Source organism: Bordetella genomosp. 10, assembly GCF_002261225.1.
GTDB lineage: Bacteria > Pseudomonadota > Gammaproteobacteria > Burkholderiales > Burkholderiaceae_B > Bordetella_C.
This window is the reverse complement of sequence record NZ_NEVM01000005.1, coordinates 1,246,285-1,272,629: the sequence shown is the minus strand read 5'-3', so window position 1 is coordinate 1,272,629 and position 26,345 is coordinate 1,246,285. Positions and strand designations below refer to the sequence as shown.

Here is a 26,345-nt window from a genome sequence, read left to right as displayed (position 1 = left end):
CCCGCTCAATGCGGATAGAGCTGGTCGTAGATCACGCCCGCCAGCGCTTGCAGCTCGGCGGGCGGCAGGGCCGCGCTGAGGGCATAGCCGTAGCCGTTCTCGATCCAGTAGAAGGACTCCGCGTCGCCATTGCGCAGCGAGCGGAAGGCGGTCTCGCGCGGCCGGGACCCCGGCGGGAAGACCGCCACGTACAGGGTTACCCGGCGGCCGCGCGCGTCCTCGTACATGAATTGCGCGCGGGGCGCCGTCGCGTCGTCGCCGCCGCCGCCGGCCAGCAGCCGTCCGCCCAGCAGGCGGTAGCCCTGCGATTGCAGGACGGGGGCCGTCAGCGGGCGTCCCAGGCGGCGGCTGAGCCATTGCACCAGATGGGCTTCTTCCTGCGCCGGCACTTCCACCGCGTGGCGCACCTCGGGGGCGAACACCGCATAGGCGGTGGCGGCGTCGCGCACGAATTGCGGCGCGCTTGCGTTGCCGGAGGCGACGGTCGCCGTTGCCGTCGCCGTTGCGGGGTCGACGGCCGGCCACCAGCGGGCGCCGGCCGCGCCGGCGGCGACCAGCAGCACGGCGGCGACGGCCTGGGCCCACGGGCGCCAGCGTTCGCGGCGCGCGTGCCGGCGCACCACGGACGCCAGCGCCGCGGGCGTGGGCCCGGGCTCCGCGTCGCGATGCAGCCGCCGCAGTTGCAGGCGCTGGGCTTGCCATGCCGCGGCGCGCACCGCGGCCTCGGGATGCGCCTGCAGGTGGCGCAGCACCGCGGGCGCGCGCTCGGCGTCCAGTTGTCCATCGACGAAGGCGTGCAGGTCGTCGTCGCTGACCGCTGCGTCCTTTTCCATCATCGCTTCACCAGGTGCAGGGGGTGGGGGCTTTGCGCGCCGGCCGGCGCTTCCATCGACAGGCGCAGCGCCTCGCGCGCGCGATGCAGGCGCGACATGACGGTGCCGACCGGGACTTGCAGTATTTCGGCGGCCTCGGCGTAGGTGTATTCCTCCACCGTGACCAGCAGCAGGGTGGACCGCAGGGCGGGCGCCAGGCGATCCAGCGCCCGGCCCAGGTCCAGCATTTCCGGCGCGTGCGCCAGGGGTTCATGGGAGGGCTCGGGGCCCTCGTCGAGGGCCGCGTGGCCGTCGTCGTGACGCCAGTCGCGCACGCGGTTGAGATAGATGTTGTGCATCAGGGTCATCAACCACGCGCGCAGGCCGGTGCCGGGCCGCCACAGCGACCACTTGGCGCAGGCGCGTTCGAGCGTGTCCTGCACCAGGTCGTCGGCGGCGGCCGCGTCGCCCGCCAGCAGGCGGGCATAGCGGCGCAGGGCGGGGATGTGGCCGAGGACCTGCGCCACATCCTTGGCCGCGCCGTCGGTCACGGCTTGGCGGCGTGCCAGACGTCCTTGAAGCCATCGCCGGTCTTGTCGCCGGGGGCCTTGTCCTTGGTCCAGTAATAGAGCGGCTTGCCCTTGATTGCCCATTGCTTGGAGCCGTCGTCGCGCGTGATCACGGACCAGTCGCCTTCGGCCTTGGCGCCGGCGGGCGCGGCGAAGGGCGGCCAATTCGTGGCGCAGCCGCCGTTGCAGGCGCTCTTGCCGCCGTGGTCGTTGTCGAAGGTGTACAGCGTCATGCCCTTGTCGCCGACCAGCACGCCATTGCTGACCTTGGCGGGCGGCGCGGCGAAAGCGGAGCCGGCGGCGAGGATCGCGGCCAGGCCGAGGGCGGAGAACGAGAAAGTGCGAACCATGGTGCCTCCTGTGGGTGGGTTGCATGGGAGTGAACACGGGAGCGGGCGGTTTTATTCCCTGGGCGGCGAAAGTTTTCCACTCAGGCCTGCAATGCCGCCGCCAGCCTGTCCACGGCCACTGCCATTTCTTCCTCCCGCCACGCCGCGAAACCCAGGAACAGGCCGTGGCGGGCGGGCGTTCCCACATAATGCCGCGATAAGGGGCGGCAGGATACCCCGGCCGCCGCCAGCCGCCGCATGACGGCGACGTCGTCCTGGCCGCCCGTGAAGGTCGCCAGCAGTTGCATGCCGCCGGGCGGCGTCTCGACCTGGAGACAGCCGCCCAGGCGGCGCCGCAGCAAGTCCGCCAGGCAGTCCCGCCTTTCCCGATAGACGCGGTTCATGCGGCGGATATGGGCGGAGAAGTGGCCTCGTTCGATGAAGATGGCCAGCCCTGCCTGCAAGCTGGGCGCGACGATCTGGCCGGCCTGGCGCTGCGCGAGCGCGAAGGGCGCGGCGAAGGACTCGGGCACGATGGCGTAGCCGGCCCGGATGTCGCCCGTCATGGCTTTCGCGAACGTGCCCACGTAGAACACGCGGCCATCGGCGTCCAGGCCTTGCAGCGCCGCCACCGGGCGGCCGTCGTAGTGGAATTCGCTGTCGTAGTCGTCTTCCAGGATGGCCGCGCCGGCGCGCGCCGCCAGGTCGAGCAGGGCCTGCCGCCGCGCCGCCGACATCAGCACGCCCGTGGGGTACTGGTGCGAAGGCGTGACGAAGATGGCCTTGGGCGGGCCGCCGGGCGCGTGCCAATGGCGGGCGGCGGGGGCGATGCCTTCCGCGTCCACCTCCACGCCGCGCAGCGTCGCGCCGGCATTGCGCAGCGCGGCGCGGGCGCCGCCATAGCCGGGGCTTTCCATCCAGGCGACGTCGCCGCGGTCGAGCACCAGCCGCGCGCAGATGTCCAGGGCCGCCTGGGCGGACGGGGTAAAGAAGAGCTGGTGCGCGCCGGCCCGCACGCCGCGCTCGCGCAGCAGGTGCGCCAGCAGGGCCTGCCGCAGCGGCTGGCGGTTCAGGTCGGCGGCGGCGAGGGTATCGGCGCGGCGCGCGCCGGCGCGCAGGCAGCGGGCCCAGAGCTCATGCGGGAATTCGCGGGCGTCGGCCATGCCGGGCGCCAGGGGCGCGGTCGACGGCTCCACCCGGAAGGGCCAGTCGCTGGCCTCCAGGGCGCTGGCCCAGCGGGAAGGGCGGGGCGGGGAGGCGGGGGGTGTCGCCGATGAGGTGTCCTCGGGCGGCGCGCCGTCTCCTTCCAGGCCGCGCAACGCCATGACGACGGGGCGCCTGCCCTGGCGGATCTCCAGGAATCCTTCCATGGCCAACTGCGCCAGCGCATCCGCCACCGTGTTGCGCGCCACGCCCAGGGCGGCGGCCAGTTCGCGGCTGGAGGGAAGCTGCTGGCCGGGCTGCAACCGTCCCCGCAACGCCGCCGCGCGCAATTGGTCGCAGATCTGCCGCTGCAGGGGGATTCCGCCCGTGCGCGTGAGCACGAGACCCAACGGTCCCCTGGGGCTGGATAGCAGGTAGGTCATCTCGGCAGGTCGCGGCGGATAACTGGCTCAGTATTTTTCTGAAAACTTCACCTTATGTGATAGGCCAGTCAAGTTTACCTTGCGGTTCATCGCCGTCGCGTTCCGGCGCATCCTCCGAGCCTTTCTCATGTCCTCCACGCTTTCCCGCCGCCAGGCCTTGCTGCTGTTCGCCATCGTCATCCTGACCTGGGGCCTGAACTGGGTGGTGACGAAATCCATCGTCCGGGGCGTGCCGCCCTTGTGGACCACCGCCATCCGTTCCGCCATCGCCTGCGTCGTGCTGCTGGTCCTGCAACTCGCGCGGCGCGACTTCATCGTGCCCAGGCGCGGCGACGTGCCGGTGATCCTGGCCATCGGGCTATTGCACATGGTCGCCTTTTCCACGCTGGTCGCCGCGGGGCTGCGGCACGTCACCGTCGGCCGCTCCATCGTGCTCGGCTACGCGACGCCGCTGTGGGTGGCGCCCTGCGCGTGGCTGTTGCTGGGGGAGCGCCTGACCCGGCCACGGCTGGCGGGCATCGCGCTGGGCCTGGCGGGCTTGCTGGTCCTGTTCAACCCGCTTGCCGTCGACTGGGGCGACGCGGATCAACGGATGGGCAACGGCATGATCCTGCTGGCGTCCTGGTGCTGGGCCGCGAGCATCCTGTACGTGCGCAAGCACAAGTGGCTGGCGACGCCGTTCCAACTGGTGTTCTGGGAGGCCTTGCTGGCGGCCGTCGTGCTCGGCGCCATGGCCCTGGGCACGGAAGGGCCGCCGGCTTTTCCGTGGCATGCCGGCCTGGTCGTCGCCTTTGCCTACGCCGGCGTGTGCGGGACCGCGCTGGGCTACTGGGCCATGGCCACGATCAACCGCAACCTGCCGGCCACCACCACGGCGCTGGGCATGCTGGCGACGCCGGTGGCCGGCATCGCGGGGTCGATGCTGTTCCTGGGCGAGCGCCCGGACATGGCCTTGCTGGCGGGGATGGCGATGGTGCTGGCGGGCATCGCGCTGGGGAGTGCGCGGCGGGCCTGAAAGCGTCTTCCGTGTCCGCCGCGCCGTCCTTGCGGATCGGCGCGGTTACTCTCCGTGCGATGCCTCTCCGGGATAAACGACCTCGCCGTCCTCCCGGATCACGGCGCCTTCCGTGAGCCGCGCCGGCTCCACGCGATGGTCTCCCATCAAATGAAAGACCGTTTCGCCGCGCGCCAGCAGGTGATCGGCGACGATGCGCCGGTGGCACCGCCACCAGACGGCTTCCGAGCACATGATGGCGCAGCGCCGTTCGCGTCCCAAGGCGATCAACCTGTCCAGGCCGCGCTGGAAATCCTCGGAAAGCGCATAGTCGGCATAGTTGTGGAAGCTCTGGTTGTTCCACAGGCCGTTCACCTCGGGCGCCACCGTCTTGCTCTTGCCGCGCAGACCGCCCAGCTCCGCGATGGCTTCATACGCCAGGCCGAACGCCGCCAATCCCGCGGGCAGCACGTCCTGGCCATACTGGGGATTGGCGCGCGACTTCCGCACCGTGCGGATGTCCACCAACAGCCGCACGTCCGCCGTCGCCAGCAGGGCCGCGAACGCTTCCAGCTCGCGGGTGGAGTGGCCCACCGTATAGAAGGGCAGCTTCGTTTCGGGCCGCGTCATTTCTTCTTTCCCGGCGGATCGCGATGCAGCGCCGATCCCTTGTGCGCGGCGACGTGGTCCGTCTTGTCGCTCTTTATCTCGTACTGCGGATCGTCGGCGCTGGCGCGGCGTCGGTGGCCCTTGTAGTCGAAATCGCTGTGGTGGATGGCCGTGATGGTGCCGCTCACCCAGCCCGCTTCCGAATTCCAATGGACGTGGTCGCCAATCTTGAATCGTTCCTGCATGTCTGCCTCCGTGCGCCGGCGGCGCCAGATCGCTCCGCCCGGCCGGGCCGTGGCGGGCAAGATTTGTACCGGAGATTGTGCCGGGGGTGGCCTGCCTTTTAAAGCGGAGGTCAGGTCTTTGGTCTAATATATATATGACTTATAGATGTTTGACATCTATAGTACTGAATACCTCCGCCCTGCCTCCGCCTTCACCCGTTTCTTCGCCGTACGCTGCGCCCGCATCATGTCCACGCCATCAGGCACGCTAGCTTCATCCTCCCCCCGTTCCTCCCATTCCGCTTCCGCCCCCGCCGCCCTGAGTCACCGCGAAATCATGCGGGTGATCGGCGGCATTATTCTTTGCATCCTGCTGGCGTCGCTGGACCAGACCGTGGTGATTCCGGCGGTGCCGGCCATCGCTTCGGACCTGAACGGCTTCGGCCACCTGTCCTGGATCGTGGCCGCCTATCTGATCGCCGCGACCGTGACGACGCCGATCTACGGCAAGTTGTCTGACATTTACGGCCGGCGCGGGATGCTCACGGTGTCCATCGGCGTGTTCGTGGCGACCTCGGTGATGTGCGCCATGGCGCGGACGCTGGACCAGTTGATCTGGTTCCGCGCCTTGCAGGGCCTGGGCGGCGGCGGCCTGATGTCCCTGGCCCAGGCGGCCATTGCCGACGTGGTGGCGCCGCGCCAGCGCGGGCGCTACCAGGGCTATCTGGCGGCGGTGTGGGGCGTGGCCTCGATCGCCGGCCCGCTGGTCGGCGGGTATGTCTCGGAGCACCTGTCCTGGCGCTGGCTGTTCTGGATGAACCTGCCCCTGGGCCTGATCGCCATGTATTCCTGCAACCGCGGCCTGCGCACCCTCAAGCCCAAGGGTGGCAAGGCGCGCCTGGACCTGCTGGGATCGCTGCTGCTGGCGCTGACCATCGTCAGTTGCCTGCTGGCCTTGAGCTGGGGCGGCGTGTCCTATTCCTGGCTGTCGCCGGAAATCATGGGCCTGGCGCTGCTGACGGTGCTGGCGCTCATCGCCCTGGTGTGGCAGGAAAAGCGCGCGCGCGATCCCTTGCTGCCGCCGCGCATGTTCTCCAACAAGACCTTCACCTGCGGCGTTGCGGTGTCCTCGACCGGCGCGCTGGCGATTTTCCTCTGCATCTTCTCGCTGCCGCTGTATTTCCAGTTGGTGCGTGGCACCAGCGCGTCGCAATCGGGCCTGTTCGTCGTGCCTTTCCTGCTATCCAACGTGGCGGGCAACGTGCTGGCCAGCAATCTGGCCCGCCGCATCGGCAAGCTGCGCGGCATCCTGTCGGTGGGCCTGGCCGTCGGCGCGGTGGGCCTGTGCGCGCTGGCCTTCATGGGACCGGCCACGCCCCTGGCGCTGGTGCTGGCGGTGACGCTGCTGGCGGGCATCGGCCTGGGCCAGTGCATGGTGGGCACCATCATGGTGGTGCAGAACGCGCTGGAGCCGCGGGACATCGGCGCGGGCACCGGTTCTGTGCTGGTGCTGCGCTCGGTGGGCAGCGCCTTCGGCAGCGCGCTGGCCGGCAGCCTGCTGGCATTGGGTTTCGCGGCGTCGCTGGCGAAGGCCGGCGTGGTGCAGGAGATCGACCTGGGCGCCCTGCGCCATGGCAGCGACGTCCTGTCGAACCTGGCGCCGGCCGCCAAGCTGGCCTTGATGGACGGCGTCGCTTCCACCTTCCGCATGATCTTCGCCTTCGGCGCGGTGGTGGCGCTGATTTCCCTGGTGATCGTGCGCCGCATGCCCGACCTGGAACTGCGCGGCTCGACGGGGCATCAGCATCTGCCTATCGGCGAGTGAGCAGGGAGTAGGGGCGCCACGCCGCCGCCCCTTGCTCATTGCGCTTATTGTTTATCGCTTACTGCACCAGCGAGAAGCCGATGCCGATCTGCGACCGGTGCCGCTGGTCGTAGCCCAGCAGCGTTTCGCCATAGCCGTTGAAGTACTGCAGGTGCAGATAGCCGTTCATGTTCAGCCAGGTCCGCTGTAGCGGCCAGGCCAGGTCCAACTGGGTGGTGCGGCGCGAACTGGCGCCCTGGCGGTACATTACCGAGGCGATCAGGCCGTTGTCCTGCGCCCAGCGCAGGTTCCAGTCGACGTGGCCGGCGTAGTCCGAATAGTCGGAGTTTTCCCTGGCGACGCCGAAGTAGCCCTTGATGCGGGGCGAGAAGGTCAGCGTGCTGCCGCCGTTGAAGCGGTAGTTGATCGCCGGTTGCAGGAAAGCGTCGTTGACCGAACGCGAATCGTCGCCGCCCTTGCCGTTGGAGTTGTGCTCGACGCCGCCCTGCATGCCCAGGCGCCAGTTCTGGCTGCCGGAGGTCCACACGTTGTCGTTCAGCCAGAACAGGCTGGGATTGAAGGTCGTGTCGATGAAGGGCCGCGAATCGCCTTGCAGGTCCCACAGCGAACTCTGGGTATAGCCCAAGTAAAGCTTGTCCCAGAAACTGGGATTGGCGGGATCGGGCGTGAACAGGCGGTACTTGAAGCTGAGCTGGAAGCGCGCGGTCGTGCGGTCCCGGGTGCGGATGTCGAAGTACATGGGCTGGTATTCCGACAGCCCCGCGAGCACGCCGCTCAGGCGATTCGGCTCGGCCGGCGCGATGTTGGACGCCACCTGGGTCGGCGCCGGCCCGCCCGCGGGCGAGGCCCCGGCGGCGGCGACTTCCGGCGCGGGCAGCGCCTGGCCGGTGCCGGGGTCGACCACCGGAACGTCGGCGGGCCGGGAAGCGACGACGGGCGCGCCGCCGGTGCCGGTGTCCAGGGCCATCAGCGCGGGTTCTCCCTCGATGGAGACGGCCTGCAGTCCGTGCGCCTGGGCCGGCACGACGGCGGACCACGACATGCGGGCGAAATTGTTGACCGGCACGTTCAGGTCCAGCGCGTCGCTTTCCGCCTGCGCCGGCGTGCGGACGATGGCGCCGTTGGGCGCGCGCCATTGCAATATCAACTGGCGGGGCGGCTGCCAGCGCGCGCCGGCGTCGCCGTCGTTGAAGAACACCGCCTGGACGCGGACGGTGGTGCCGGGCGCGGCGGCCGCGCGATCCAGGGTATAGCTGATGCCGGCATGGGCGGGCGCGGCCAGCGCGGCCAGCGCGCCGAGGAGGATGACGTGCGTGCGGGACGGACGATTCATGGCGTCGGGGGGAGTGGGGGACGACGCACTGTATCACCCCCGAATACGGTGACTGATACTATCTGTAATGTGTGGTTCCTCCGCCTCTTCGCGCCAAGGACCACGCTGACGCCTCGCCGCCGAAGCCTGCCGGAAAGTGGAGAGTACAAGTCGTTACGCCGGCCGGGGAAAGCTTCACAACCCCGGGGCCTTGCCGGCGCGCGAAACGGTGACCGGGGCGCAGCGGGTCGTGGCGCGCGTCTGGACGGCATGCAGGCCGATGCGCGCCAGATCGGCAGGCGTTGCGCAAGCCATGTAAAATGCGGCTCCGAATCGCACCGCCGAGCAAACCCCGACGCCTCGCGCACGGCTTTGCTCCCAGGCCCGGTTCCGGCGCCCAGCCTCCACGCGCCGCCCTTAGCTCAGTTGGATAGAGCACTCGCCTTCTAAGCGAGCGGTCACACGTTCGAATCGTGTAGGGCGGGCCAGAATTTCATGGGAAATGAAGGGTTAAGCGGTTTTGTTCCTGCCCGAGCCTGGTTGTTTTCCTGCTACTACTGCACTCAATCGCTCGGCACTGCACTCAAACTGCACTCAAAACTAAGTCCTTGCGACCGGAATTTCGATGGAATTTTTCGCGCGGGTATCTTTCTCATCGTTGAGCATGCCGTCATGAAGATACTGATCACCGGCGGGGCGGGATTCCTGGGCCAGCGGTTGGCCCGCAAACTCCTGGAGCAGGGCGCGTTGGCGCTGGACAATGGCGAGCCTCAGCCCATCACGCAGATCGATCTGTTGGACGTGGCCAGGCCGGACGCCCTGACGGACCGTCGCGTGCGCGCGTTGGTGGGCGATATCGCCGACCCGGCGGTATTGCGGCAGGCCATCGATGCAGGAACTCGCGTTATTTTCCATCTGGCCGCCGTTGTCAGCGGCCAGGCGGAGGCGGACTTCGATCTGGGCATGCGCATCAATCTGGACGCGTCGCGCGCGCTGCTGGAAATCTGCCGCGCGCGGGGCCACAAGCCGCGGGTGATCTTCACCAGTTCGGTGGCGGTGTATGGCGGCGCGTTGCCCGACACCGTGCAGGACGACACCGCGCTCAATCCCCAATCTTCCTACGGCACGCAAAAGGCCATTGCCGAACTGCTGCTGGCGGACTACTCCCGGCGGGGCTTTGTCGATGGGCGCGTGCTGCGCCTGCCCACCATCAGCGTGCGGCCCGGTCGTCCGAACGCCGCGGCGTCATCGTTCGCCAGCGGCATCATCCGCGAGCCCTTGAACGGCGAAACGGCGGTTTGCCCCGTCGGCGCCGATACGCGCCTGTGGCTGCTGTCTCCGCGCGCTGCCGTCCCGGCGCTGATCGCGGGCTGCGAACTGGATGCCGGCGCGGTCGCGGACCGCGCGCCGATCAACCTGCCGGGCGTGTCGGTCACCGTGGCTGAGATGGCGCAGGTGTTGCGCGACGTGGCGGGCGACGAGGTTGCCGACCGCATCCACTGGCAGCCCGACGAACGGATAGAGCGGATCGTCGGCAGTTGGCCTGGCCGGTGGGACACCACGCGCGCGACCCGGCTAGGCCTGAAGGGGGATGGCAGCTTCGCCGATATCGTCCGCGCCTACCTGGCCGACGACCTGCCGCGCTGTGCCGGAACGGGACAAGAAACTTCCAACCACCAGGTTTGAAATGAAGAACGAACTTACGAAGGATTGGTTCGTGTTGCTGGCCAGCGTGGATACGCCGACCGTCTGCAATGCGCTGGAACTGGCGCTGGGCCGCCGCCAGGCGACTGGCTTCACTTATGGAACCCCGATTGCCGCACCCCGGCCGCTGCCGTCCATGGTCGGCTATGCGCGGACGTCGCGCATCCGCGCGGCCGAGCCTTCCACGCTAAGCGCGCAGGAGAGCACGGCACTGCGGCTGGCCTACTACCGCTATGTCGCGCCGGTGGAGGGCGAGCCCGTGGTCGTGGTGCAGCAGGACGTGGACCTTACGCCGGGGCTGGGCTCGTTCTGGGGCGAAGTCAATTCCACGGTGCACAAGGCCCTGGGAATCAAAGGGGTCGTCACCAACGGATCGGTACGCGACCTGGACATGCTCGCGCCGGACTTTCCCATCGTGGCCGGCAGCATCGGTCCGTCCCACGCGCACGTGCACGTGCTTGATTTCGATCTGCCGGTGCGGGTGCTGGGCCTGGAGGTGCACCCGGGCGATCTCATCCATGCGGACCGCCACGGCGCGGTAGTCATCCCCCACGATGTCGCGCCGGAGATGCCGCGCTGCATCGAATTGATGGTGGCCAAGGAAGCGCCGATCCTGGAGGCCGCGCGCAAGCCGGGCTTCAGCGTGGAGGATATCGCAGCGGCGCTGCGCAAGGCCGCGGATATCCACTAGGCGGCGGACGCCGCATGGGCCCTTCATGGCGGGCGTCCCAACTCGATGGCCGGCCGCCGCATGAACCTGAAACCCGCCGTCCTGCGTCAGTACCCGGCCGTGGCGCCTGCGGCTGGCGCGGACTGGCCGGCCAGCGTTTCCTCGATGCGGGCCTTGCACACCAAGCCAAGCATGTTCGCATCGTTGCCCGGCGTCACCAGGTGAAAGCCTTCGGCCAGGCGCTGGCGCGCCAGCGCCGAGGAGGCGCAGAAGATGCCCGCGAGCAGGCCGCGCGCCCGCGTGGCGGCAACGATGCGCGCAATGGCTTCGGCAACGATGCCGCCGGTTTCGGCGCCGGGTTTCATCCCCAGGCTGAGCGCCAGATCGTTGGGGCCGACGTAGATGCCGTCCAGGCCCGGCGTGGCGAGGATGGCGTCGAGGTTATCCAGGGCTGCTTGCGATTCGATCATGGCCAATGCCAGGACGTGGTGGTTGGCCTGTTCGAAGTAATCCGGGCCGGCGTACAGCGGGCCGCGCGCCGGCCCGAAAGACCGGTTGCCCTCGGGCGCATAACGGCAGGCCGCCACGAAGCGCGCGGCCATGTCGGCGTTGTCGATCTGCGGGCAGATGACGCCGTAGGCGCCGGCATCGAGCAGCCGCATGATCGTCGGCTCGTCCAGCGAGGGACAGCGCACCATAGGGGTGGCGTCGGTGGAGCTGATCGCCTGGAGCATGGACATGGCGGTCTCGAAGCCCATCATGCCATGCTGGACGTCGACGGTGACGGCGTGAAAACCTTGCCGCGCGATGACTTCCGCCGCGTAGCTGCTGGGGATGGAAAGCCAACCGTTGACGATGGGCTTGCCCGCGAGGAAGCGGTCTTTGGTGGAATTGGGACGCATGGTCGGGGATACGATTCGATCGATTGGAATGGGTACGAGGATGACCGGGCCGCGGGCCGGGGCGTTATTCCGGCTTGATGCCCGCGGCGGTCAGCAGCTTGCCCCAGCGCACGATCTCGTCGGATTGGTAACGCGCGAAATCCGCGGGGCCCTTGTACGCGATCTGCATGCCGATCTGCGCCAGATGCTGGCGTACCTCGGGCATGCGCAGCACGGCATCAATGTTCTCGGCGAGCTTGTCGACGACCGCTGGCGGTGTGCCAGCCGGGGCGAAAACGCCCTGCCACGACTGGACGTCGAAGCCCGGCACGCCCTGGCTGGCAATGGGCACGACGCCGGGCAGATTGGGGATGGGCGTGGGGGCGGTGCTGCCCAGCGCCCGGACGCGATGGCCTTCGATCAGGGGGCGGGCCACCGTGGACGTCTCGAACGTCATGGTGATCTGCCCGCCCATCAGGTCGGTCATGGCCTGCGTGCCGCCCTTGTAGGGGACCTGGCGCATGCGGGTGCCCGTCAGGCTTTGGAGCAGTTCTCCGGCCAGGTGCTGCGTGGTGCCCGGGCCCGCGGTGCCGTAGGTCAGCGTATCGGGATGGGCGCGCAGGTCGGCCAGCAGGTCGGCGAGCGAGCGATAGGGGCTGCTTTCATTGACGACCAGCACGTTCGTTACCGTGCCCACCAGGCTGACCGGCGCGAAATCCTTGACGGGATCGTAGCCAATCGATTTATTGAAAAATGGCACCACGGCATGGGTGGTGATGGTGCCGCCGACCAGCGTGTAGCCGTCGGGCGCGGCACGGGCGGCCAATTGGGTGCCCAGCACGCCCGACACGCCTGCACGGTTTTCGACCACGATGGGTTGGCCAAGCCGCTCGCTCAGCGGTTGCGCGATGGCGCGGGCGACCGCGTCCGCCAATCCGCCCGCGCCGAAGGGCACGATGTAGCGTATCGGCTTGGTGGGCCAGGCCTCGGCGGCATGGGAAAGGCCAGGCAACGATAAAGTCGCGGCGATGGCGGCGGCGGTGGCGACCAGATGTCGGCGCGCGGGGGAAATGGGTTTGGATTGCACGTCTGTCTCTCATGTTGAGCCGTTCTGCGCGGCTTGCGTCGGAGTACTGCCAAGCGGTACTTTGGGCGCTGGCGCTTCATCTGTCCAATATATTTAGCGACTGCATTTCAGTCGTTAAACGAATGAACCGAGTCGACCGAACGAAATGAATCTGGAATTGCGGCACCTGCGCTACTTCGTCGCGCTTGCGGAGGAACTCAACTTCGCGCGCGCCGCTGCGCGCCTGAACATGACGCAGCCGCCCTTGAGCCAGCAGATCCTCCAAATGGAGGCTGAGATCGGCGCGGCCCTGTTCGTGCGCGGACGGCGCCCATTGCGCCTGACAGCCGCGGGCCTGGACCTGCTGGAGGACGCGCGCCGCCTTCTGACGCACGCTGACTCGGTCATGGACAACGCCCGGCGGGCGGCGCGCGGCGAACGCGGAACGCTGGTCGTGGCGTTTATCATCGGCGCGCTTCCGCGCCTGCTGCCGAATCTGCTCAACCGCTATCGCGCCCAATATCCCGGCGTGCGTATCGACTTGCGCGAAATGGTGTCGCCGCTTCAATGCGAAGCTCTGGCGTCAGGGGAAATAGACGTGGGCGTCATGCGCCCGATGGAGAAGCAGCCAGCCATACGCACGCTGGAACTCGTCCGGGAGGAAATGCTGCTCGCGTTGCCGCATAGCCATGCGCTGGCCACGCGGACCTTCCTGAACGCCGAGGAGGTTTGCCATGAACCCTTCATTGCGTTCAGCAACACCAGCGCGCGTTATTTCGACGACATCGCCCAGCGCTTTTTCCGCCAGGCCAGCAAGCTCCCGGAAGTCGTACAGGTGGCAAACCAGCTCTACACCGTGCTCGCGCTGGTGGCGGGCGGCATCGGAGTCGCGCTTGTGCCGGAATCGGCGCGACACATGGCCTTCCCCAATGTTGCCTTTGTGCGACTCGCGGCCGATGAAGCCCTGCATGCAAGCCTGGTGCTGGGATGGAACGAGTTGAGTCCCCCCGAGCCCGTTCTGGAGCACTTCATTGCCATCGCCTCCGCGTCCATGCCGAGCGTGCAACCCCTCACCTGAACGGCGCGCTGGCGGGTTCCCGCATGTTCCATCGCAGGCCTTGCGCGCGTGGTCAGTGATCAACGCCGGGACCGCGTCGTGGTGGCGCTTCGCCGAAGCGCTTCTCGCCGCAGGCAGTTTAGAAAGTGTTGAGACGCGGAAGATAACGTACGTCCGTTGCGGGTCAGAATGCCGATCTCTCGCGATGCCCCCGGTAGGTCCAAGGGATGGGTAGCGACTTGACTGGTATCCATTAGGCGAAGTGCCATGGTAGGAACGATGGAAATACCCAAGCCCGCCGATACCATGGCGCCCAGTACCGAGATATTGGCGACCTCATAGCGGGCATTCACGGCAATGTGCTTCCCCTCCATCAATCGATCAACGACTTGACGGATGCTGCTGGCGGAGCCGCTGGAGATAAGGGGGCGCTTCGTAATGAAATCCCAAAGTGACTTTGATGAGGCAGGCCCGGGATCCTTCGCGCTACACATCAACACCAACGGATCGCTAAGCAACGGCTCGTACGAAAGAACCGAATCCGTGGGCCTGCCACTGATCGCGAAGTCGGCGGTTCCTTCCTTGAGCAGTCTGGGTAGCAAATGTCCGGATGAGGGATGTAAAGCGATCGTGACCAGCGGATGGGTCTGTTGCAGTTCTGCCATCACGGGCGGCAGCAAGCCGGCGGCCGCGGAGGGCAGGCAAGCGACACTGATATTGCCGCGACGTCCACCGATGAAACCGGATAGATCGTGCAGCGCGTCGTGAAACTCGCTCAGCAGCCGTCGGGCGATGGGGAGCAGTTCCCGACCGGAGGGCGCTAATTCGACGCGTCGGGTATTGCGGTCGAATAAGCGTACGTCCAGTTTTTGTTCCGCCGTCTGAATGATCCGCGTAAGCGCAGGCTGCGAGACAAAGACATGTTGCGCGGCAACCTTGTAATTCAGATGCTCGGCCAAGCAGGCAAACGCCTCAAGTTCTTTCAGGGTTAATGAGCGGGGCATGATCTTCGATTAATGCAAAAATCGTATCAAATAGATCAAATAGATTCAGTTCTCATCTTACTACGCGGAGGCCATAATCTTCGAAAGGGGTCGTCAGCCTCCGCTTCCGGCAGTCGGAAGCCCCCGCGGGGGACTGGTGTCTCCGTATTAGAAAGGGCTCGCTGCGCATCCGAACACTGAGTGTCTCGGCCTGCAACGTCCCTATAACGAACGAGACAGAGATAAATGGGAATTTCTAAATCCCTTGGCATCGCGCTGGGGTTTTGGCTTGGGATGCATGGAGGGCTTGCGGGTGCCGAGGAGCCGTTTCCCGCCCATCCGATTCACGTCGTGGTTCCCAACGAGCCGGGAGGAACCACCGATGTGCTGATCCGTGCGCTGGTGCCATCGATGGCGAAGACACTGGGTCAGTCCATCGTGGTCGAGAACCGAGCCGGCGCGAGCGCCACGATCGGATCCTCCTTCGTCGCTCGATCGGCGCCCGATGGCTATACGTTATTGGCCGGCTCCAGTGCTATCAGCATCAACTCCTATGTGATGCATGATCTGCCCTTTGACACGAAGACTGACCTCGAGGCGGTGTCGCGGATAGCGTTGACTCCGTACTTCCTGATAGTGAACGCGGGCGTCAAAGCCAATTCGGTTGCGGAGCTGGTGGCCTTGGCGAAGGCCAAGCCAGGTAGCCTCACCTATGCGTCATCGGGAACGGGGACCAGCCCGCATTTGACCGGGGCGCGCTTCGCGGCAGCAGCCGGCATCGACCTGTTGCATGTGCCCTATAAAGGAACGGGCCCCGCGATGAATGACTTACTCTCAGGGCGAGTCGACATGATGTTTGTAGGCTTGCCATCGACAATCGGTCAAATTCAAGCAGGCCGTTTACGAGCCTTGGCCGTAGCCAGCGACAGCCGATTCGAAACGGTCCCCGACGTGCCGACCATGAAAGAGGCGGGCCTCGGAAATTTTAGTGCTACTTCCTGGTTTGGCATCTTGGCTCCGAAAGGCACGCCTGATGCCATAAAGACCAAGCTCGCTCAGGCTATCTCAGTAGCCATCCAAGAGCGAGACGTCAAAGCGACGCTTACGAAATTAGGCGCGGTTCCCCTGTCGGAGACGCCTGCCCAAGCGCAGGAATTCTTCCAAAGCGACTTGGTGTTCTGGGAGAGCACCGTCGCGCAGATGAAAGACCAGCTCAAGTGAGCTACTGCGGCTTCGCTTGTTTTACCCAATTGGAGAGAAGCATGGATTCCTCGAAAAAGCGAGTGCGCGTAGGAACCGGGGCCGGGATGGCAGATGACCGTATCGGTCCCGCCCTACAACTGCTCGAAGCGTGTGACTTGGATTACCTCGTATGTGAGTGCCTAGCGGAGCGCACAATTGCGCGCGAAACGCTTTCGCGCCGGCACGATGGGACGGCGGGCTACAACCCAATGCTTCGAGAACGTATGCAAGCCTTTCTGCCATTGTGCCATCAGAAGGGCGTGCGGCTCGTATCCAACATGGGGGCGGCCAATCCTGAGGGAGCGGCCAAGGCGGCACTGGAGATCGGCCGGACGCTTGGCTGGAGTGAGCTTCGCTGCGCGGCGGTGGTGGGCGACGATGTGATCGAAAAGGTTAGCGCCCATTCGGAACTCATGCTGATGGATCGCAAAATGCCCCTTGAAAGCATTCTTCCCAAGCTCGCTTCAGCCAACGCGTATTTGGGTGCTGATGTGGTGCGCGACGCGTTGCGAACCGGGGCTCATGTGGTGATGACCGGACGCGTGGCCGATCCGTCGCTATTCCTGGGCGTGGCGCTACACCACCACCGCTGGGACTATGATGATCTGCCGCGTCTGGCCGCCGGCACGATTATGGGGCACCTGTTGGAATGCTCAGCACAACTTACGGGCGGCTACTTCGCCGATCCGGGAAAAAAAGAGGTCCCGCGTCTGGCCGAACTACCTTACCCATTCGCTGATCTTTATAGCGATGGAGAGCTTTACGTTTGCAAACCCGAACGCTCCGGTGGGCGCCTGGATCGGATGACTTGCACCGAGCAGGCACTTTATGAGATCCACGATCCAGATGCTTACATCACTCCTGATTGCGTGCTGTCGCTCCAAGGCTTGCACTTCGACGAGGAGAGTGCCGATCGCGTGGCGGTACGTGGTATCCATGCCGGTGCGCGTACTGATAGCTACAAGGTCGTCGTGGGGTATTTCGATGGGTGGATTGGCAGCGGCGAGGTTTCTTACGCCGGCGTAAATGCTGTAGCCCGTGCCCACTTAGCGGCGCAGACGGTGAAGGAGCGCTTCCGCTTGGATGGCGGCGTTGCTAGCGAGTTGCAGGTCGATTTGATCGGCATCAGCAGCCTACATGGTGAATTTCCTGCTGCATCGGCCAGTCCACCCTACGAGGTTCGCCTGCGCGTGGCGGCACGTTGCCCGGATAAGAAAAGCGCGAATCTGCTAGGCGATCATGTTCGGCAATTGAACATGCAGGGACCCTACGGCGCGGGTGGCCCCGTGAACCTGGGGGCTAAAGAGATCATCGCCGTGGATGCCGTGATGATCCCCCGCGATTGGGTCAAGCCTCAGATCATCGCCGTAGGAGCTTGAACATGGGCACTCTGGTTCACGATCTCGCCCACGCAAGGGCGGGCGACAAGGGGAATACGTCGAGCATCGCCGTCATTGCTTACGACAAGGCTGGCTGGCAGCATCTCCGAGAAAGGCTGACGGCGGATCGGGTACATCAGGCGTTCGCCCATTTGGGTGCCGGGCCGATCCGACGATACGAGGTCGAGAGCCTGATGGCCTTGAATTTCGTGATTCCCAACGTCCTGGCAGGCGGTGTGACGCGGTCACTTCGACTCGATCCGCACGGAAAATCGCTAAGCGCCCTGATGCTCGGGATAGAGCTGCCCGCAGATATTCTCCAACCTTGAAAACGAGGCGCCACTATGTATCCCGCCGCAGAGCTATTGCAAACAGAAGTCTTCGCACGCTTGCCCGAGTCCATGCATCTGACTGACCGCCCGTCCACCTGGCTCGCTGCGAGACATGTGAAGATGCATTCTTTTCTTGAAGGGCCCTCGTTTGACCGCGCCGGCAACCTGTGGTGTGTGGACTTGGCTCACGGCAGAATTCTACGGGTCGACCCAAGTGGCAATTTTGAAGTCATTCTTCAATATGACGGCGAACCTAACGGATTAAAGATTCATCAAGATGGTCGGATCTTTGTCGCGGACCATCTACACGGGCTGATGCTGCTCGACCCGGAACATCGGACCATCCGACCGTATCTGCAGAATGTAAGGCGTGAGGGACTAAAAGGCCTGAACGACCTGTTCTTCGCGGCGAACGGAGATCTTTACTTCACTGATCAGGGTGAAAGCGCCTTAGAGAACCCAACGGGACGCGTGTTTCGTTTGCGTGCTGATGGCCAAACCGTTGATCTACTGATGGACGGTTTGGCCGGGCCCAACGGCCTCGTCATGAACAGAGCCGAGAATGTACTGTATGTAGCCATCACGCACGATAACGCGATCTACGCGTTGCGAATGGAACCAGGCGGCGCGATGGGTAAGGTGAGTCGATTCATACAATTATCCGGCAGCACGGCCGGACCCGATGGGATGGCAATCGACGACGCTGGGAACCTGGCGGTCGTCCACGCGCAGGCAGGCACAGTCTGGGTGTTCAGCCCAATAGGCGAGCCGCTCTATCGGATTCGGTCATGCGCCGGCCTGCGCACCACAAACGTGGCCTATGGGGGGGTTAACAGGCAAAGCTTGTACATCACCGAAGCTGAGCAGGGAGTGATTCTTCGGGCACACCTTCCGTACCCTGGCAAGCTTATGTATTCGCACACGGACGGATTGGAACAGCGCTAAAGCTTGGAGACATCATGACGAAGATACTTCAACTAACAGTGGGGCTGGTACTGAGCTTGGCCACCGTCAGTACCGCACTCGCAGAGGGAAAATGGCCCGCCAAGCCTATACGACTGATCGCGACGTACGGACCTGGGAGTTCGATAGATATCATTGCCCGTTTGGTGGCAAAGCCGTTGGCTGAACAATTGGGTCAGCCTGTGATTGTGGAAAATAAGCCGGGTGCGGGCGGTGACCTGGGTACGGACTACGTCGCGAAGGCGAACAAGGATGGGTACACCATTGGATTTGCATCGGCTGGCCCGATCACGGTGAATCCCAATGCACGCCCCAAGATGCAATACGACGCGATGAAGGATTTGGCGCCAGTGGCCTTGGTGGCGACGGGTCCGAACGTCATCTTGGTGAATCCATCACTGCCGGTAAAGAACTTGCAGGAACTGATTGCGTACATCAAGCATCATCCGGACACGGTTAATTATGCGTCCGCTGGGGTGGGGACGAGCGGTCACATTGCTGGCGAGCTATTTCAACACCTGTCGAACACTCGAATTCTCCATGTGCCGTACAAAGGCAATAGCGAGGCGATTACTGACACCTTGGGAGGCCGCACGCAACTGGTAATCAGCGGCGTTCCGCCAATCCTGTCCTTCGTGAAGTCGGGCAAGCTGCGAGCGATCGCGATGGCCGACGTCAAGCGATCCCCGTTGTTGCCTGATGTGCCCACCGTTGCCGAGGCCGGCTTGCCAGGCGCGGAAAGCGTGGCGTGGTATGGCATCGTGGCGCCGGCTGGCACGCCGCCCGAGATACTGGACCGCCTACATGACGAAGTTGTGAAGGCGGTGAACAGTCCTCAATTGCAAGAACAATTCGCAGCGCTCGGGATTGTCGCGTCGTCGGACAGTCGCGATGCGTTTGGTAAAAGGATGGCGGATGAATATGCCCGCTTCAAAGCGTTGTTCAAACAGATCAACTTGACAATCGAGTGAACATAATGTCGCGGACTGTACTCATCACTGGCGCCAGCGGACTTGTGGGAACGGCGGCCGTCGATTCATTTCTGAATGCCGGTTGGCAGGTGATTGCCGTGTCGCGTCGCTGTCCCGAAATTCTGAGTGCGAAGGCATTCACGCATCTTTCGGTGGACCTGTTGGACGCCACTGCATGCCAAGAGGCTTTCAAGGGCTTGTCGCAGGTGTCACACGTGGTGTACGCCGCTGTCTACGAAAAGCCCGGGCTCATCGCCGGATGGCAGGATCCGGAGCAAATGTCCACCAACCTGACCATGCTGCGAAACACCATTGAGTCGTTACATGAAGCTGCGGCGCTGCGGCACGTGACCCTGTTACAGGGAACGAAGGCCTACGGCGTCCACCTCCATGCCATTCGGACACCTGCCCGCGAGAAGGAGCCGCGCGATCCGCACCCGAACTCCTATTGGCTGCAGGAAGACTATGTTCGTGAGCAAGCCGAGCGGCGTGGCTTTGGGTGGACCATATTCCGCCCAACCATTGTGTTGGGGCCAAACGTTGGCGTAGCGATGAATACGATCCCTGTCATCGGTATCTATGGCGCATTGTGCCGGGCCGAGGGCAGGCCATTTAGCTACCCTGGACACGTCTCCTATCCACGAGAAGCCGTGGATGCGCGCCTGATCGGCGATGCGGCCGTTTGGACTGCCGACAATGTACAGACGTGGGGTGAACATTACAACCTGACCAATGGGGAGGTGTTCAGTTGGCGGGATATGTGGGCCGGGCTGGCTGACTTTCTGCAAGTCCGCCTTGGTCCGGATATGCCTTTGTGTATGGCGGATTTCTTGCCGAGTCGTGAAACGCTCTGGGCGGAGTTGGTGCGCCGGCATGACTTGCGACCGAACCGTTTAGCCGACCTGCTAGGGCAGTCTCACTACTCTGCGGATGCGCGCTTTGGCTATGGACTGAAGACTGCGCCCCCTCCCGCGTTTGTCAGCACGGTGAAGATAAAGCAAGCAGGGTTCAATCAGGTCTATGACACAGAGGAATGCGTGAAGCATTGGCTACAGGTCTTGGTTGATCGGAAGATTCTCCCCAACCCGAATAGTTGATCGTCTAGGCGATGGTGAGACGTGTTATGGGTCGAGAGGCGGGAGCCTGTCCGGATTTTTTCAGCCTGCTCACAAAGCGACGTGCGAGCAGGGCACGAAACAAATCGTGCTGCTTCCGGCCGGAAGCATTGGTACAGGTACGGTGGTCAAGGGCAGTGGCATGTACCTGCCGGGTCGAGGCGTACAGGCACGCGTGAATTGGGGGACATCGATAACTATCGACTGGTTGAACGAGGGCTGAACATGACATCCAAAATTTCTCGTAAAGATTACGAAGCGGCCTTGGCCCGCGGTCGTGAAGCGCTCGCGCAGCCTCATGCCGTGGCGGCTCGCTACGTCGCGAATGTCCGCATGTTGGAGCTGACTTACAGCAATGGCCTGGTGTTTCGTTTCGACCCAAAGGAAGTGCCGGCATTGCAAAACCTGTCGCGCCATACCTTGGCGCATGCCTATGTCACGCCCGGCGGCGATGGTTTGGCGTTCGGAGAGGACGAGGCCGCTGCCCTCAGCATTCCAGGCTTGTTGGCGCGATTGATTCCGGTGGACATTGCCCGGCGCACGGTTGCTGCCGCGCGCGGGCGCGTTCGTACCGCAAGCAAGGCCGATGCCGCACGCCGCAATGGCGCAAAAGGCGGCAGACCCGCCAAGGCCGATTTGGCCGTGGCTTGATGAGCGGCACGGACATGAAAGCCGGATCGCCATCAGGATAGACACCTGAGGCGACCTGTATCGACCGAAGGCCTTGCGCCACTGGCGCTCCCTGAACGCGCGAAACGCTATACTTCCGCCTCCCCCGCACAACTTCTTTTCGCCCTGGCCCAGCCGTCCGGCTGCCGCCCGAAGCCGTCTCCCCGTATGCCTCTGAACACCGTCTCGGCCATCTCGCTCGATCTGGACGACACCCTGTGGCCGTTCGCGCCGTCCGTGGCGCGCGCCGAGGAGACGCTGCAGGCCTGGCTCGTCGAACATGCGCCGGCAACCGCGGCCCTGTTGTCGGCGCCCCGCGCGCTGGCGCTGTTGCGGGACGAATACGAGGCGGCGCATCCGGAATTGTCCGGCGACTACCGGGCGCTGCGGCTGGGTTCGATCGCCGCGGTGCTGGAGGCGGTGGGCGCGGACGTTGCGCTCGCCAAACCCGCCTACGACGCGTTCTACGCCGCGCGCAACAATGTCGAATTCTTCGAGGACGTATTGCCCGCGCTGGCATGGCTCAGCGCGCGCTTTCCGTTGATCGCGGTGACCAACGGCAATGCCGACCTGGCGCTGACGGGCGGCAAGGAATTCTTCGTGGGCGCGTTGTCCGCCAGGCAGTTCGGCGTGGCGAAACCGGAAGCCGCGATCTTCCACGCGGCCGCGAAAATGGTGTCGGTCGACCCGGCGGAGATGCTGCACGTGGGCGACGATTTCGACCTCGACGTGGTCGGCGCGACGAATGCCGGCCTGCAGGCCGCGTGGCTGGTGCGGCAAGGCGCGGCAGCCCCGTGCCCGCCGCGCGCCGGCGCCCACGTCACGGTGAGCTGCCTGCTGAATCTCTGCGGCCTGCTGGGGCGCCCCGGCTGACGAAGCGCCGGCCGGGACGAAGGTTCAGGCCGAAGGTTCAGGCTGCGATCGCGCCCTTGCGCATGCCGGCCAGGAAACGGTCGATGCGGCCGATGGCTTCCGTGAGGTCGTCGACGTGCGGCAGGAAAACCATGCGGAAATGATCGTGCTGCGGCCAGTTGAAGCCCGTGCCCTGGACGATGAGCACCCGTTCCTGGTCCAGCAGGTCGTAGGCGAATTGCTGGTCGTCCTGGATGGGGTAGATCTTGGGATCCAGCCTGGGGAACAGGTACAGCGCGCCCTTGGGCTTCATGACGTGGACGCCGGGGATCTGCGTGAGCAGGTCGTAGGCCAGGTCGCGCTGCTTGCGCAGCCGGCCGGCGGGGCCGACCAGTTCGTTGATGCTCTGGTAGCCGCCCAGCGCGGTCTGGATCGCCAGTTGTCCGGGCGTGTTCGAGCACAGGCGCAGCGAGGCCAGCATGTTCAGGCCTTCGATGTAGCTCTGCGCGTGCCGCTTTTCGCCGGAGACCACCATCCAGCCGGCGCGATAGCCGCAGGAGCGGTAGTTCTTCGACAAGCCGTTGAAGGTCAGGATGAGGACGTCGTCGGCCAGCGAGGCCATGCTGACGTGGGTCTGCTCCTCGAAGATCGTCTTGTCGTAGATTTCGTCGGCCAGAACGACCAGGTTGTGCTCGCGGGCGATCTGCAGGATTTCCAGCAGCATCTCGCGCGAATACAGGGCGCCGGTCGGGTTGTTGGGATTGATCACCACGATGCCGCGCGTGCGCGGCGTGATCTTCGCGCGTATGTCGGCGAGGTCCGGCATCCAGTCCGAGGCCTCGTCGCACAGGTAGTGGACCGGACGTCCGCCCGAAAGCCCGGTCACCGCGGTGTACAGCGGAAAGTCGGGAGACGGAATGAGCAGCTCGTCGCCGTCGTTCAGCAGCGCGTTGATGCTCATGGAGATCAGCTCCGACGCGCCGTTGCCCAGGTAGACGTCGTTGACGTCCACGCCGTGCACGCCCTTGCTTTGCATGTAGTGCACCACCGCCTTGCGCGGCGCGAAGAGCCCCTTGCTGTCGGTGTAGCCCGCCACGTCGGCCACGTTGCGGATGATGTCCTGGATGATCTCGTCGGGAGGCTGTATGCCGAAGGCGGCGACGTTGCCGATGTTCAGCTTGATGATGCGCTGGCCCGCTTCTTCCATCTCGCGGGCGCGGTCGAGGACGGGACCGCGGATGTCATAGGCGACAGCGTTGAGTTTGGACGATTTCTCTATGGTTTTCATGCCACACGTTTCCTAAGCGTCGTCGGGTGCTGGACGGGACGACCGATGTTTCGTCGCCAGGCTGCGAATCGCGAGCGACGTGGACGGCATGATAAACGTTGAAAAAAGGGGACATACTTCGTTCGTGCGGGGCGGCACGAAGTCCCATGCTCCCGGGGATCGGCGCCGGCCCGGTTTCGGGCTTTTAAAAGCCTGGATTCCTACGCCGAGGCCGGGGCGTCCAGCCGCGCGACGCCGGCGTGTTCCAGGGCGGCGCCGGCGGCCAGGCAGAGATCGTCGCGCCCGGGCGCGGCGATGAGTTGCACGCCTAGGGGCAGGCCGCCGGGGCCATCCGGCCAGACCGGGACGGTGCAGACGGGCAGGCCCAGGCAGGAGATGGGCTGGGTCAGCAGGCCCAGGCTGGCGCGCGCCGGCAGCGACTGTCCGTGCAGGTCGAAGGTGGCGGCGCCGGCAAGCGGCGCGGCCACCGGCGTGGCCGCCGCCAGCAGCAGGTCATGGCGGTCGAACAGGCGCATCGCTTCCTCGTGGACGTCGCGGCGCGCCCGCTGCGCGTCGGACACCCATGCCGCCGGCAGCAGGCCGCCGGCCAGCAGGCGATCCCGCGAATGGGGCTCGTAGGCGTCATAGCGCGCGCGCAGTCCGGCGCGATGCAGCGCGCCGCCCTCGGCGCCCGTGATCAGGAAGGCGGCCGAGCGGGCCCGTTCGGCGCCGTGCAGGGTGGCGCGGGCCCGGGCGCCGAGCGCGGAAGCGGCGAGGTCGACCGCGCGCCAGGCCGAGGGGCCGGCCCAGCGTTCGAACCATGCGTCCAGCACGGCGACGCGCAAGCCGGCTGGCAGGCCGGGCAGGGGCGCCAGCGGCCCCGGCGCGGGATAGGTCGCGGGGTCGCGCGCGTCCACGCCTTGCATGGCCGCGCAGGCCAGGGCCAGGTCGTTCGCGCAGGCGCCCAGCGCGCCGACGTGATCGAGGCTGAAGACGAACGGATATACGCCGCCGCGCCCCAGCCGGCCATAGGTGGGCTTGATGCCGAACACGCCGCACAAGGCCGCGGGCACCCGGACCGAACCGTTGGTGTCCGTGCCCAGCGCCAGGGGCACGAGGCCGGCGCCCACCGCGGCGCCCGATCCTCCCGAGGACCCGCCGGCGACCCGCGCCGCATCGTGCGGATTGCGCGTGACGCCGTAATGCGAGTTCTCCGTGGTGAATCCGTAGGCGTGTTCGTCCATGTTCAGCGTGCCGGTCAGCACCGCGCCGGCCGCGCGCAGGCGGGCGACCGCCGTGGCATCGCTCGCGGCGGGCGGTTCGTCCGCATGGACGCGGCCGCCGCACAAGGTCGTCACGCCTTGCACGTCGAACAGGTTCTTGACCGCATAGGGCACGCCGGCCAAGGGCGGCAGCCGTTCGCCGCGCGCGCGCCGCGCGTCGATCTCCGCGGCTTCGGCCAGCGCCCGCTCGGCAGTGACCCCGGTGTAGGCGTTGAGCGCCGGGTTGCGCGCCTCGATGGCGGCCAGGCTGGCGGCGGCCAGGTCGACCGCCCGGACGTCGCCCTCGCGGACGCGGCGCGCCATTTCCGTGGCGCTGAAGACCGGCGCCGTCATGGCCGGAACACCGGCAAGGGCGCCCGCTGGCGGTCGTCGTCCGCGGGCGCGAGGGTGGCGGCGATGGCGGCGAAGCGCTCGAATTCGGCGGCCACGCGCGCGACGCAGGCGTCGTCGCGGTCATGCCCTTCGAGCTTCATCAAGGCATGGACGGTCGCGCGCAAGGCCTCGCCCGGCGGCGGTTGTGTGACGGACATTTCAGCTTCCTCGTTCTTATGGCGGTCGTGGTTCTATCTGTCGATGCCCGGCGCGACGTGCCCACGCGCGCCGGGCATCGAATGGTGGCGGGCGCCGGCGCCTCAATCGACCTGGGCGCCGATCTCCTTGACCACCTGCGCATAGCGGACCATGTCGTCCTTGATCTGGGCGGCGACCTGTTCGGGCGTGACGGCCATCGGGATCGCGCCCAGGCTCTGGTAGGTGGCCTTGAGCTTCTCGCTCTGCATGGCCTTGGAGAAGGCGTTGTTGAGCTTTTGCTGGATGGCCGGGGGCAGCCCCTTGGGACCGAGTATGCCGTTGTAGAGCGTGACCTCGGCGGCCGGCACGCCGGCTTCGGCGATGGTCGGCACGTCCGGCGCCACGGCAATGCGCTTGGGCGTGCTCACCGCCAGCGCGCGCAGCTTGCCGGCCTGCACCTGGGCGATGGCCGGCGGCATGCTGCTGAAGGCGAACTCGATCTCGCCGGTCAGCGTGGCCTGCACCAGTGGCGCGCTGCCCTTGTACGGCACGTGGATGACGTTGACGTTGGCGGCCCGGTCCATCATTTCGCTGGCCAGGTGGATGATGGTGCCGTTGCCCGACGAGCCATACGAATACTTGCCCGGCGCGGCCTTCAGGCGCGCGATCAGCTCGCTGACGCTGTGCGCCGGCGAGCTGGCGCTGACGACGAGCATCAGCGGCGAGGACGATACCAGCGAAATCGGCGTGAAGTCGCGCACGCTGTCGAAGGGCAGCTTCTTGTAGAGGCTGGCATTGATGGCGTGGGTGGTGGTGTCCTGGAACAGCAGCGTGTAGCCGTCCGGCGCGGAACGCGCCACCAGGTCGGCGGCGATGGTGGTGCCGGCCCCGGGCCGGTTCTCGACCACGATGTTCTGGCCCAGGATGCCGCTGGCCTCGGCGGCGACGGTGCGGGCCAGAACGTCGGAGATGCCGCCAGGCGGAAAGCCCACCACCATGCGGATGGGGCGCGCGGGATAGTCGGACTGGGCGTGGGCGGCCGGCACGGCGGCGGAGGCGGCGAGCAGGCAGGACAGTAGAAAGCTGCGGCGTAACATGGATAAACCCCTCGATGTCGTTTTATGGCGAAGCAGGTGAAACA

The 26,345-nt window shown here is 65.6% G+C and carries 27 protein-coding genes and 1 tRNA gene; 14 read left to right on the top strand and 14 right to left on the bottom strand.

The features are described 5' to 3' along the window. Window positions 1-5: 5 nt before the first annotated feature. The 4 genes from CAL29_RS21915 to pdxR all read right to left on the bottom strand — a co-directional run bounded on the left by CAL29_RS21915 (window position 6) and on the right by pdxR (window position 3,296). Entirely contained in the window at window positions 6-836 is an 831-nt protein-coding gene (locus CAL29_RS21915; RefSeq protein ID WP_256977666.1) for an anti-sigma factor family protein, read from the bottom strand. Further along, on the bottom strand, window positions 833-1,363 hold the full coding sequence (locus tag CAL29_RS21910; protein WP_256977665.1) for a sigma-70 family RNA polymerase sigma factor: 531 nt from the start codon (window positions 1,361-1,363) through the stop codon (window positions 833-835). The genes CAL29_RS21915 and CAL29_RS21910 overlap by 4 nt, the downstream gene beginning before the upstream one ends. After that, window positions 1,360-1,731 (bottom strand): COG4315 family predicted lipoprotein, encoded by a 372-nt coding sequence (locus CAL29_RS21905; protein WP_094855104.1) that lies wholly within the window; start codon window positions 1,729-1,731, stop codon window positions 1,360-1,362. The genes CAL29_RS21910 and CAL29_RS21905 overlap by 4 nt, the downstream gene beginning before the upstream one ends. An 80-nt stretch (window positions 1,732-1,811) precedes the next feature. Continuing rightward, the gene (gene pdxR, locus CAL29_RS21900; protein WP_094855103.1) at window positions 1,812-3,296 is read right to left on the bottom strand and encodes a MocR-like pyridoxine biosynthesis transcription factor PdxR; all 1,485 of its coding nucleotides are present in this window, start codon (window positions 3,294-3,296) and stop codon (window positions 1,812-1,814) included. A 127-nt stretch (window positions 3,297-3,423) separates the two neighbouring features. On the opposite strand from pdxR, the gene CAL29_RS21895 reads away from it, so the two are divergent. Further along, window positions 3,424-4,311, top strand: a complete 888-nt coding sequence (locus CAL29_RS21895; RefSeq protein ID WP_094855102.1) for a DMT family transporter — start codon at window positions 3,424-3,426, stop codon at window positions 4,309-4,311. A gap of 45 nt (window positions 4,312-4,356) precedes the next feature. On the opposite strand, the gene CAL29_RS21890 is transcribed toward CAL29_RS21895, so the two are convergent. Continuing rightward, window positions 4,357-4,920, bottom strand: coding sequence for a DUF488 domain-containing protein (locus tag CAL29_RS21890; RefSeq protein ID WP_094855101.1), 564 nt, complete (start codon window positions 4,918-4,920; stop codon window positions 4,357-4,359). Then, entirely contained in the window at window positions 4,917-5,144 is a 228-nt protein-coding gene (locus CAL29_RS21885) for a hypervirulence associated TUDOR domain-containing protein (protein ID WP_094855100.1), read from the bottom strand. Before CAL29_RS21885 ends, CAL29_RS21890 begins: the two co-directional genes overlap by 4 nt. Window positions 5,145-5,460: 316 nt before the next feature. On the opposite strand from CAL29_RS21885, the gene CAL29_RS21880 reads away from it, so the two are divergent. Next, the gene (locus tag CAL29_RS21880) at window positions 5,461-6,948 is read left to right on the top strand and encodes an MDR family MFS transporter (RefSeq protein ID WP_094855099.1); all 1,488 of its coding nucleotides are present in this window, start codon (window positions 5,461-5,463) and stop codon (window positions 6,946-6,948) included. A 58-nt stretch (window positions 6,949-7,006) separates the two neighbouring features. Here the strand turns inward: CAL29_RS21880 and CAL29_RS21875 are convergent, their stop codons facing one another. Continuing rightward, window positions 7,007-8,281, bottom strand: coding sequence for a phospholipase A (locus CAL29_RS21875; protein WP_094855098.1), 1,275 nt, complete (start codon window positions 8,279-8,281; stop codon window positions 7,007-7,009). A 390-nt stretch (window positions 8,282-8,671) separates the two neighbouring features. Here CAL29_RS21875 and CAL29_RS21870 point away from each other — a divergent pair. The 3 genes from CAL29_RS21870 (at window position 8,672) to CAL29_RS21860 (ending at window position 10,655) form a co-directional block, all read left to right on the top strand. Beyond that, a tRNA-Arg gene (locus tag CAL29_RS21870) sits at window positions 8,672-8,748 on the top strand. Window positions 8,749-8,932: 184 nt separating this feature from the next. Continuing rightward, window positions 8,933-9,946, top strand: coding sequence for a D-erythronate dehydrogenase (denD, locus tag CAL29_RS21865; protein ID WP_094855097.1), 1,014 nt, complete (start codon window positions 8,933-8,935; stop codon window positions 9,944-9,946). A gap of 1 nt (window position 9,947) precedes the next feature. Then, a complete protein-coding gene (locus CAL29_RS21860; protein WP_094855096.1) occupies window positions 9,948-10,655 on the top strand; it encodes an RraA family protein in 708 nt (235 codons plus the stop codon). A gap of 86 nt (window positions 10,656-10,741) precedes the next feature. Here CAL29_RS21860 and CAL29_RS21855 read toward each other — a convergent pair whose 3' ends face one another. After that, complete coding sequence (locus CAL29_RS21855) at window positions 10,742-11,536, bottom strand: HpcH/HpaI aldolase family protein (RefSeq protein WP_094855095.1); 795 nt, start codon at window positions 11,534-11,536, stop codon at window positions 10,742-10,744. Between the two features lie 64 nt (window positions 11,537-11,600). Beyond that, a complete protein-coding gene (locus CAL29_RS21850; protein ID WP_256977664.1) occupies window positions 11,601-12,602 on the bottom strand; it encodes a Bug family tripartite tricarboxylate transporter substrate binding protein in 1,002 nt (333 codons plus the stop codon). 145 nt (window positions 12,603-12,747) lie between these two features. On the opposite strand from CAL29_RS21850, the gene CAL29_RS21845 reads away from it, so the two are divergent. After that, a complete protein-coding gene (locus CAL29_RS21845; protein WP_094855094.1) occupies window positions 12,748-13,659 on the top strand; it encodes a LysR substrate-binding domain-containing protein in 912 nt (303 codons plus the stop codon). Window positions 13,660-13,718: 59 nt separating this feature from the next. Here the strand turns inward: CAL29_RS21845 and CAL29_RS21840 are convergent, their stop codons facing one another. After that, on the bottom strand, window positions 13,719-14,642 hold the full coding sequence (locus CAL29_RS21840; RefSeq protein ID WP_094855093.1) for a LysR family transcriptional regulator: 924 nt from the start codon (window positions 14,640-14,642) through the stop codon (window positions 13,719-13,721). Window positions 14,643-14,867: 225 nt separating this feature from the next. On the opposite strand from CAL29_RS21840, the gene CAL29_RS21835 reads away from it, so the two are divergent. From CAL29_RS21835 to CAL29_RS21800, 8 genes are all read left to right on the top strand, one after another. Next, entirely contained in the window at window positions 14,868-15,842 is a 975-nt protein-coding gene (locus CAL29_RS21835) for a Bug family tripartite tricarboxylate transporter substrate binding protein (protein ID WP_094855092.1), read from the top strand. 41 nt (window positions 15,843-15,883) lie between these two features. Beyond that, window positions 15,884-17,242 (top strand): acyclic terpene utilization AtuA family protein, encoded by a 1,359-nt coding sequence (locus CAL29_RS21830; protein ID WP_094855091.1) that lies wholly within the window; start codon window positions 15,884-15,886, stop codon window positions 17,240-17,242. 2 nt (window positions 17,243-17,244) lie between these two features. Next, window positions 17,245-17,571 (top strand): AtuA-related protein, encoded by a 327-nt coding sequence (locus CAL29_RS21825; protein WP_094855090.1) that lies wholly within the window; start codon window positions 17,245-17,247, stop codon window positions 17,569-17,571. Window positions 17,572-17,586: 15 nt separating this feature from the next. Next, a complete protein-coding gene (locus CAL29_RS21820; protein ID WP_094855089.1) occupies window positions 17,587-18,519 on the top strand; it encodes an SMP-30/gluconolactonase/LRE family protein in 933 nt (310 codons plus the stop codon). Between the two features lie 14 nt (window positions 18,520-18,533). Beyond that, window positions 18,534-19,508: a Bug family tripartite tricarboxylate transporter substrate binding protein gene (locus CAL29_RS21815; protein ID WP_094855088.1), complete on the top strand. Its 975-nt coding sequence runs from the start codon at window positions 18,534-18,536 to the stop codon at window positions 19,506-19,508. Between the two features lie 5 nt (window positions 19,509-19,513). Further along, entirely contained in the window at window positions 19,514-20,605 is a 1,092-nt protein-coding gene (locus CAL29_RS21810) for an SDR family oxidoreductase (protein WP_094855087.1), read from the top strand. A gap of 243 nt (window positions 20,606-20,848) precedes the next feature. Next, window positions 20,849-21,274: a DUF2442 domain-containing protein gene (locus tag CAL29_RS21805; RefSeq protein WP_143277715.1), complete on the top strand. Its 426-nt coding sequence runs from the start codon at window positions 20,849-20,851 to the stop codon at window positions 21,272-21,274. Window positions 21,275-21,460: 186 nt separating this feature from the next. Further along, window positions 21,461-22,165 (top strand): HAD family hydrolase, encoded by a 705-nt coding sequence (locus tag CAL29_RS21800; protein WP_094855085.1) that lies wholly within the window; start codon window positions 21,461-21,463, stop codon window positions 22,163-22,165. Window positions 22,166-22,202: 37 nt separating this feature from the next. Here CAL29_RS21800 and CAL29_RS21795 read toward each other — a convergent pair whose 3' ends face one another. The 4 genes from CAL29_RS21795 to CAL29_RS21780 all read right to left on the bottom strand — a co-directional run bounded on the left by CAL29_RS21795 (window position 22,203) and on the right by CAL29_RS21780 (window position 26,301). Beyond that, window positions 22,203-23,432, bottom strand: coding sequence for a pyridoxal phosphate-dependent aminotransferase (locus CAL29_RS21795; RefSeq protein ID WP_094855084.1), 1,230 nt, complete (start codon window positions 23,430-23,432; stop codon window positions 22,203-22,205). Window positions 23,433-23,632: 200 nt separating this feature from the next. Next, complete coding sequence (locus CAL29_RS21790; protein WP_094855083.1) at window positions 23,633-25,027, bottom strand: AtzE family amidohydrolase; 1,395 nt, start codon at window positions 25,025-25,027, stop codon at window positions 23,633-23,635. Continuing rightward, window positions 25,024-25,224, bottom strand: coding sequence for a hypothetical protein (locus CAL29_RS21785; protein WP_094855082.1), 201 nt, complete (start codon window positions 25,222-25,224; stop codon window positions 25,024-25,026). The genes CAL29_RS21790 and CAL29_RS21785 overlap by 4 nt, the downstream gene beginning before the upstream one ends. Before the next feature lie 102 nt (window positions 25,225-25,326). Beyond that, entirely contained in the window at window positions 25,327-26,301 is a 975-nt protein-coding gene (locus CAL29_RS21780) for a Bug family tripartite tricarboxylate transporter substrate binding protein (RefSeq protein ID WP_094855081.1), read from the bottom strand. Window positions 26,302-26,345 lie beyond the last annotated feature (44 nt).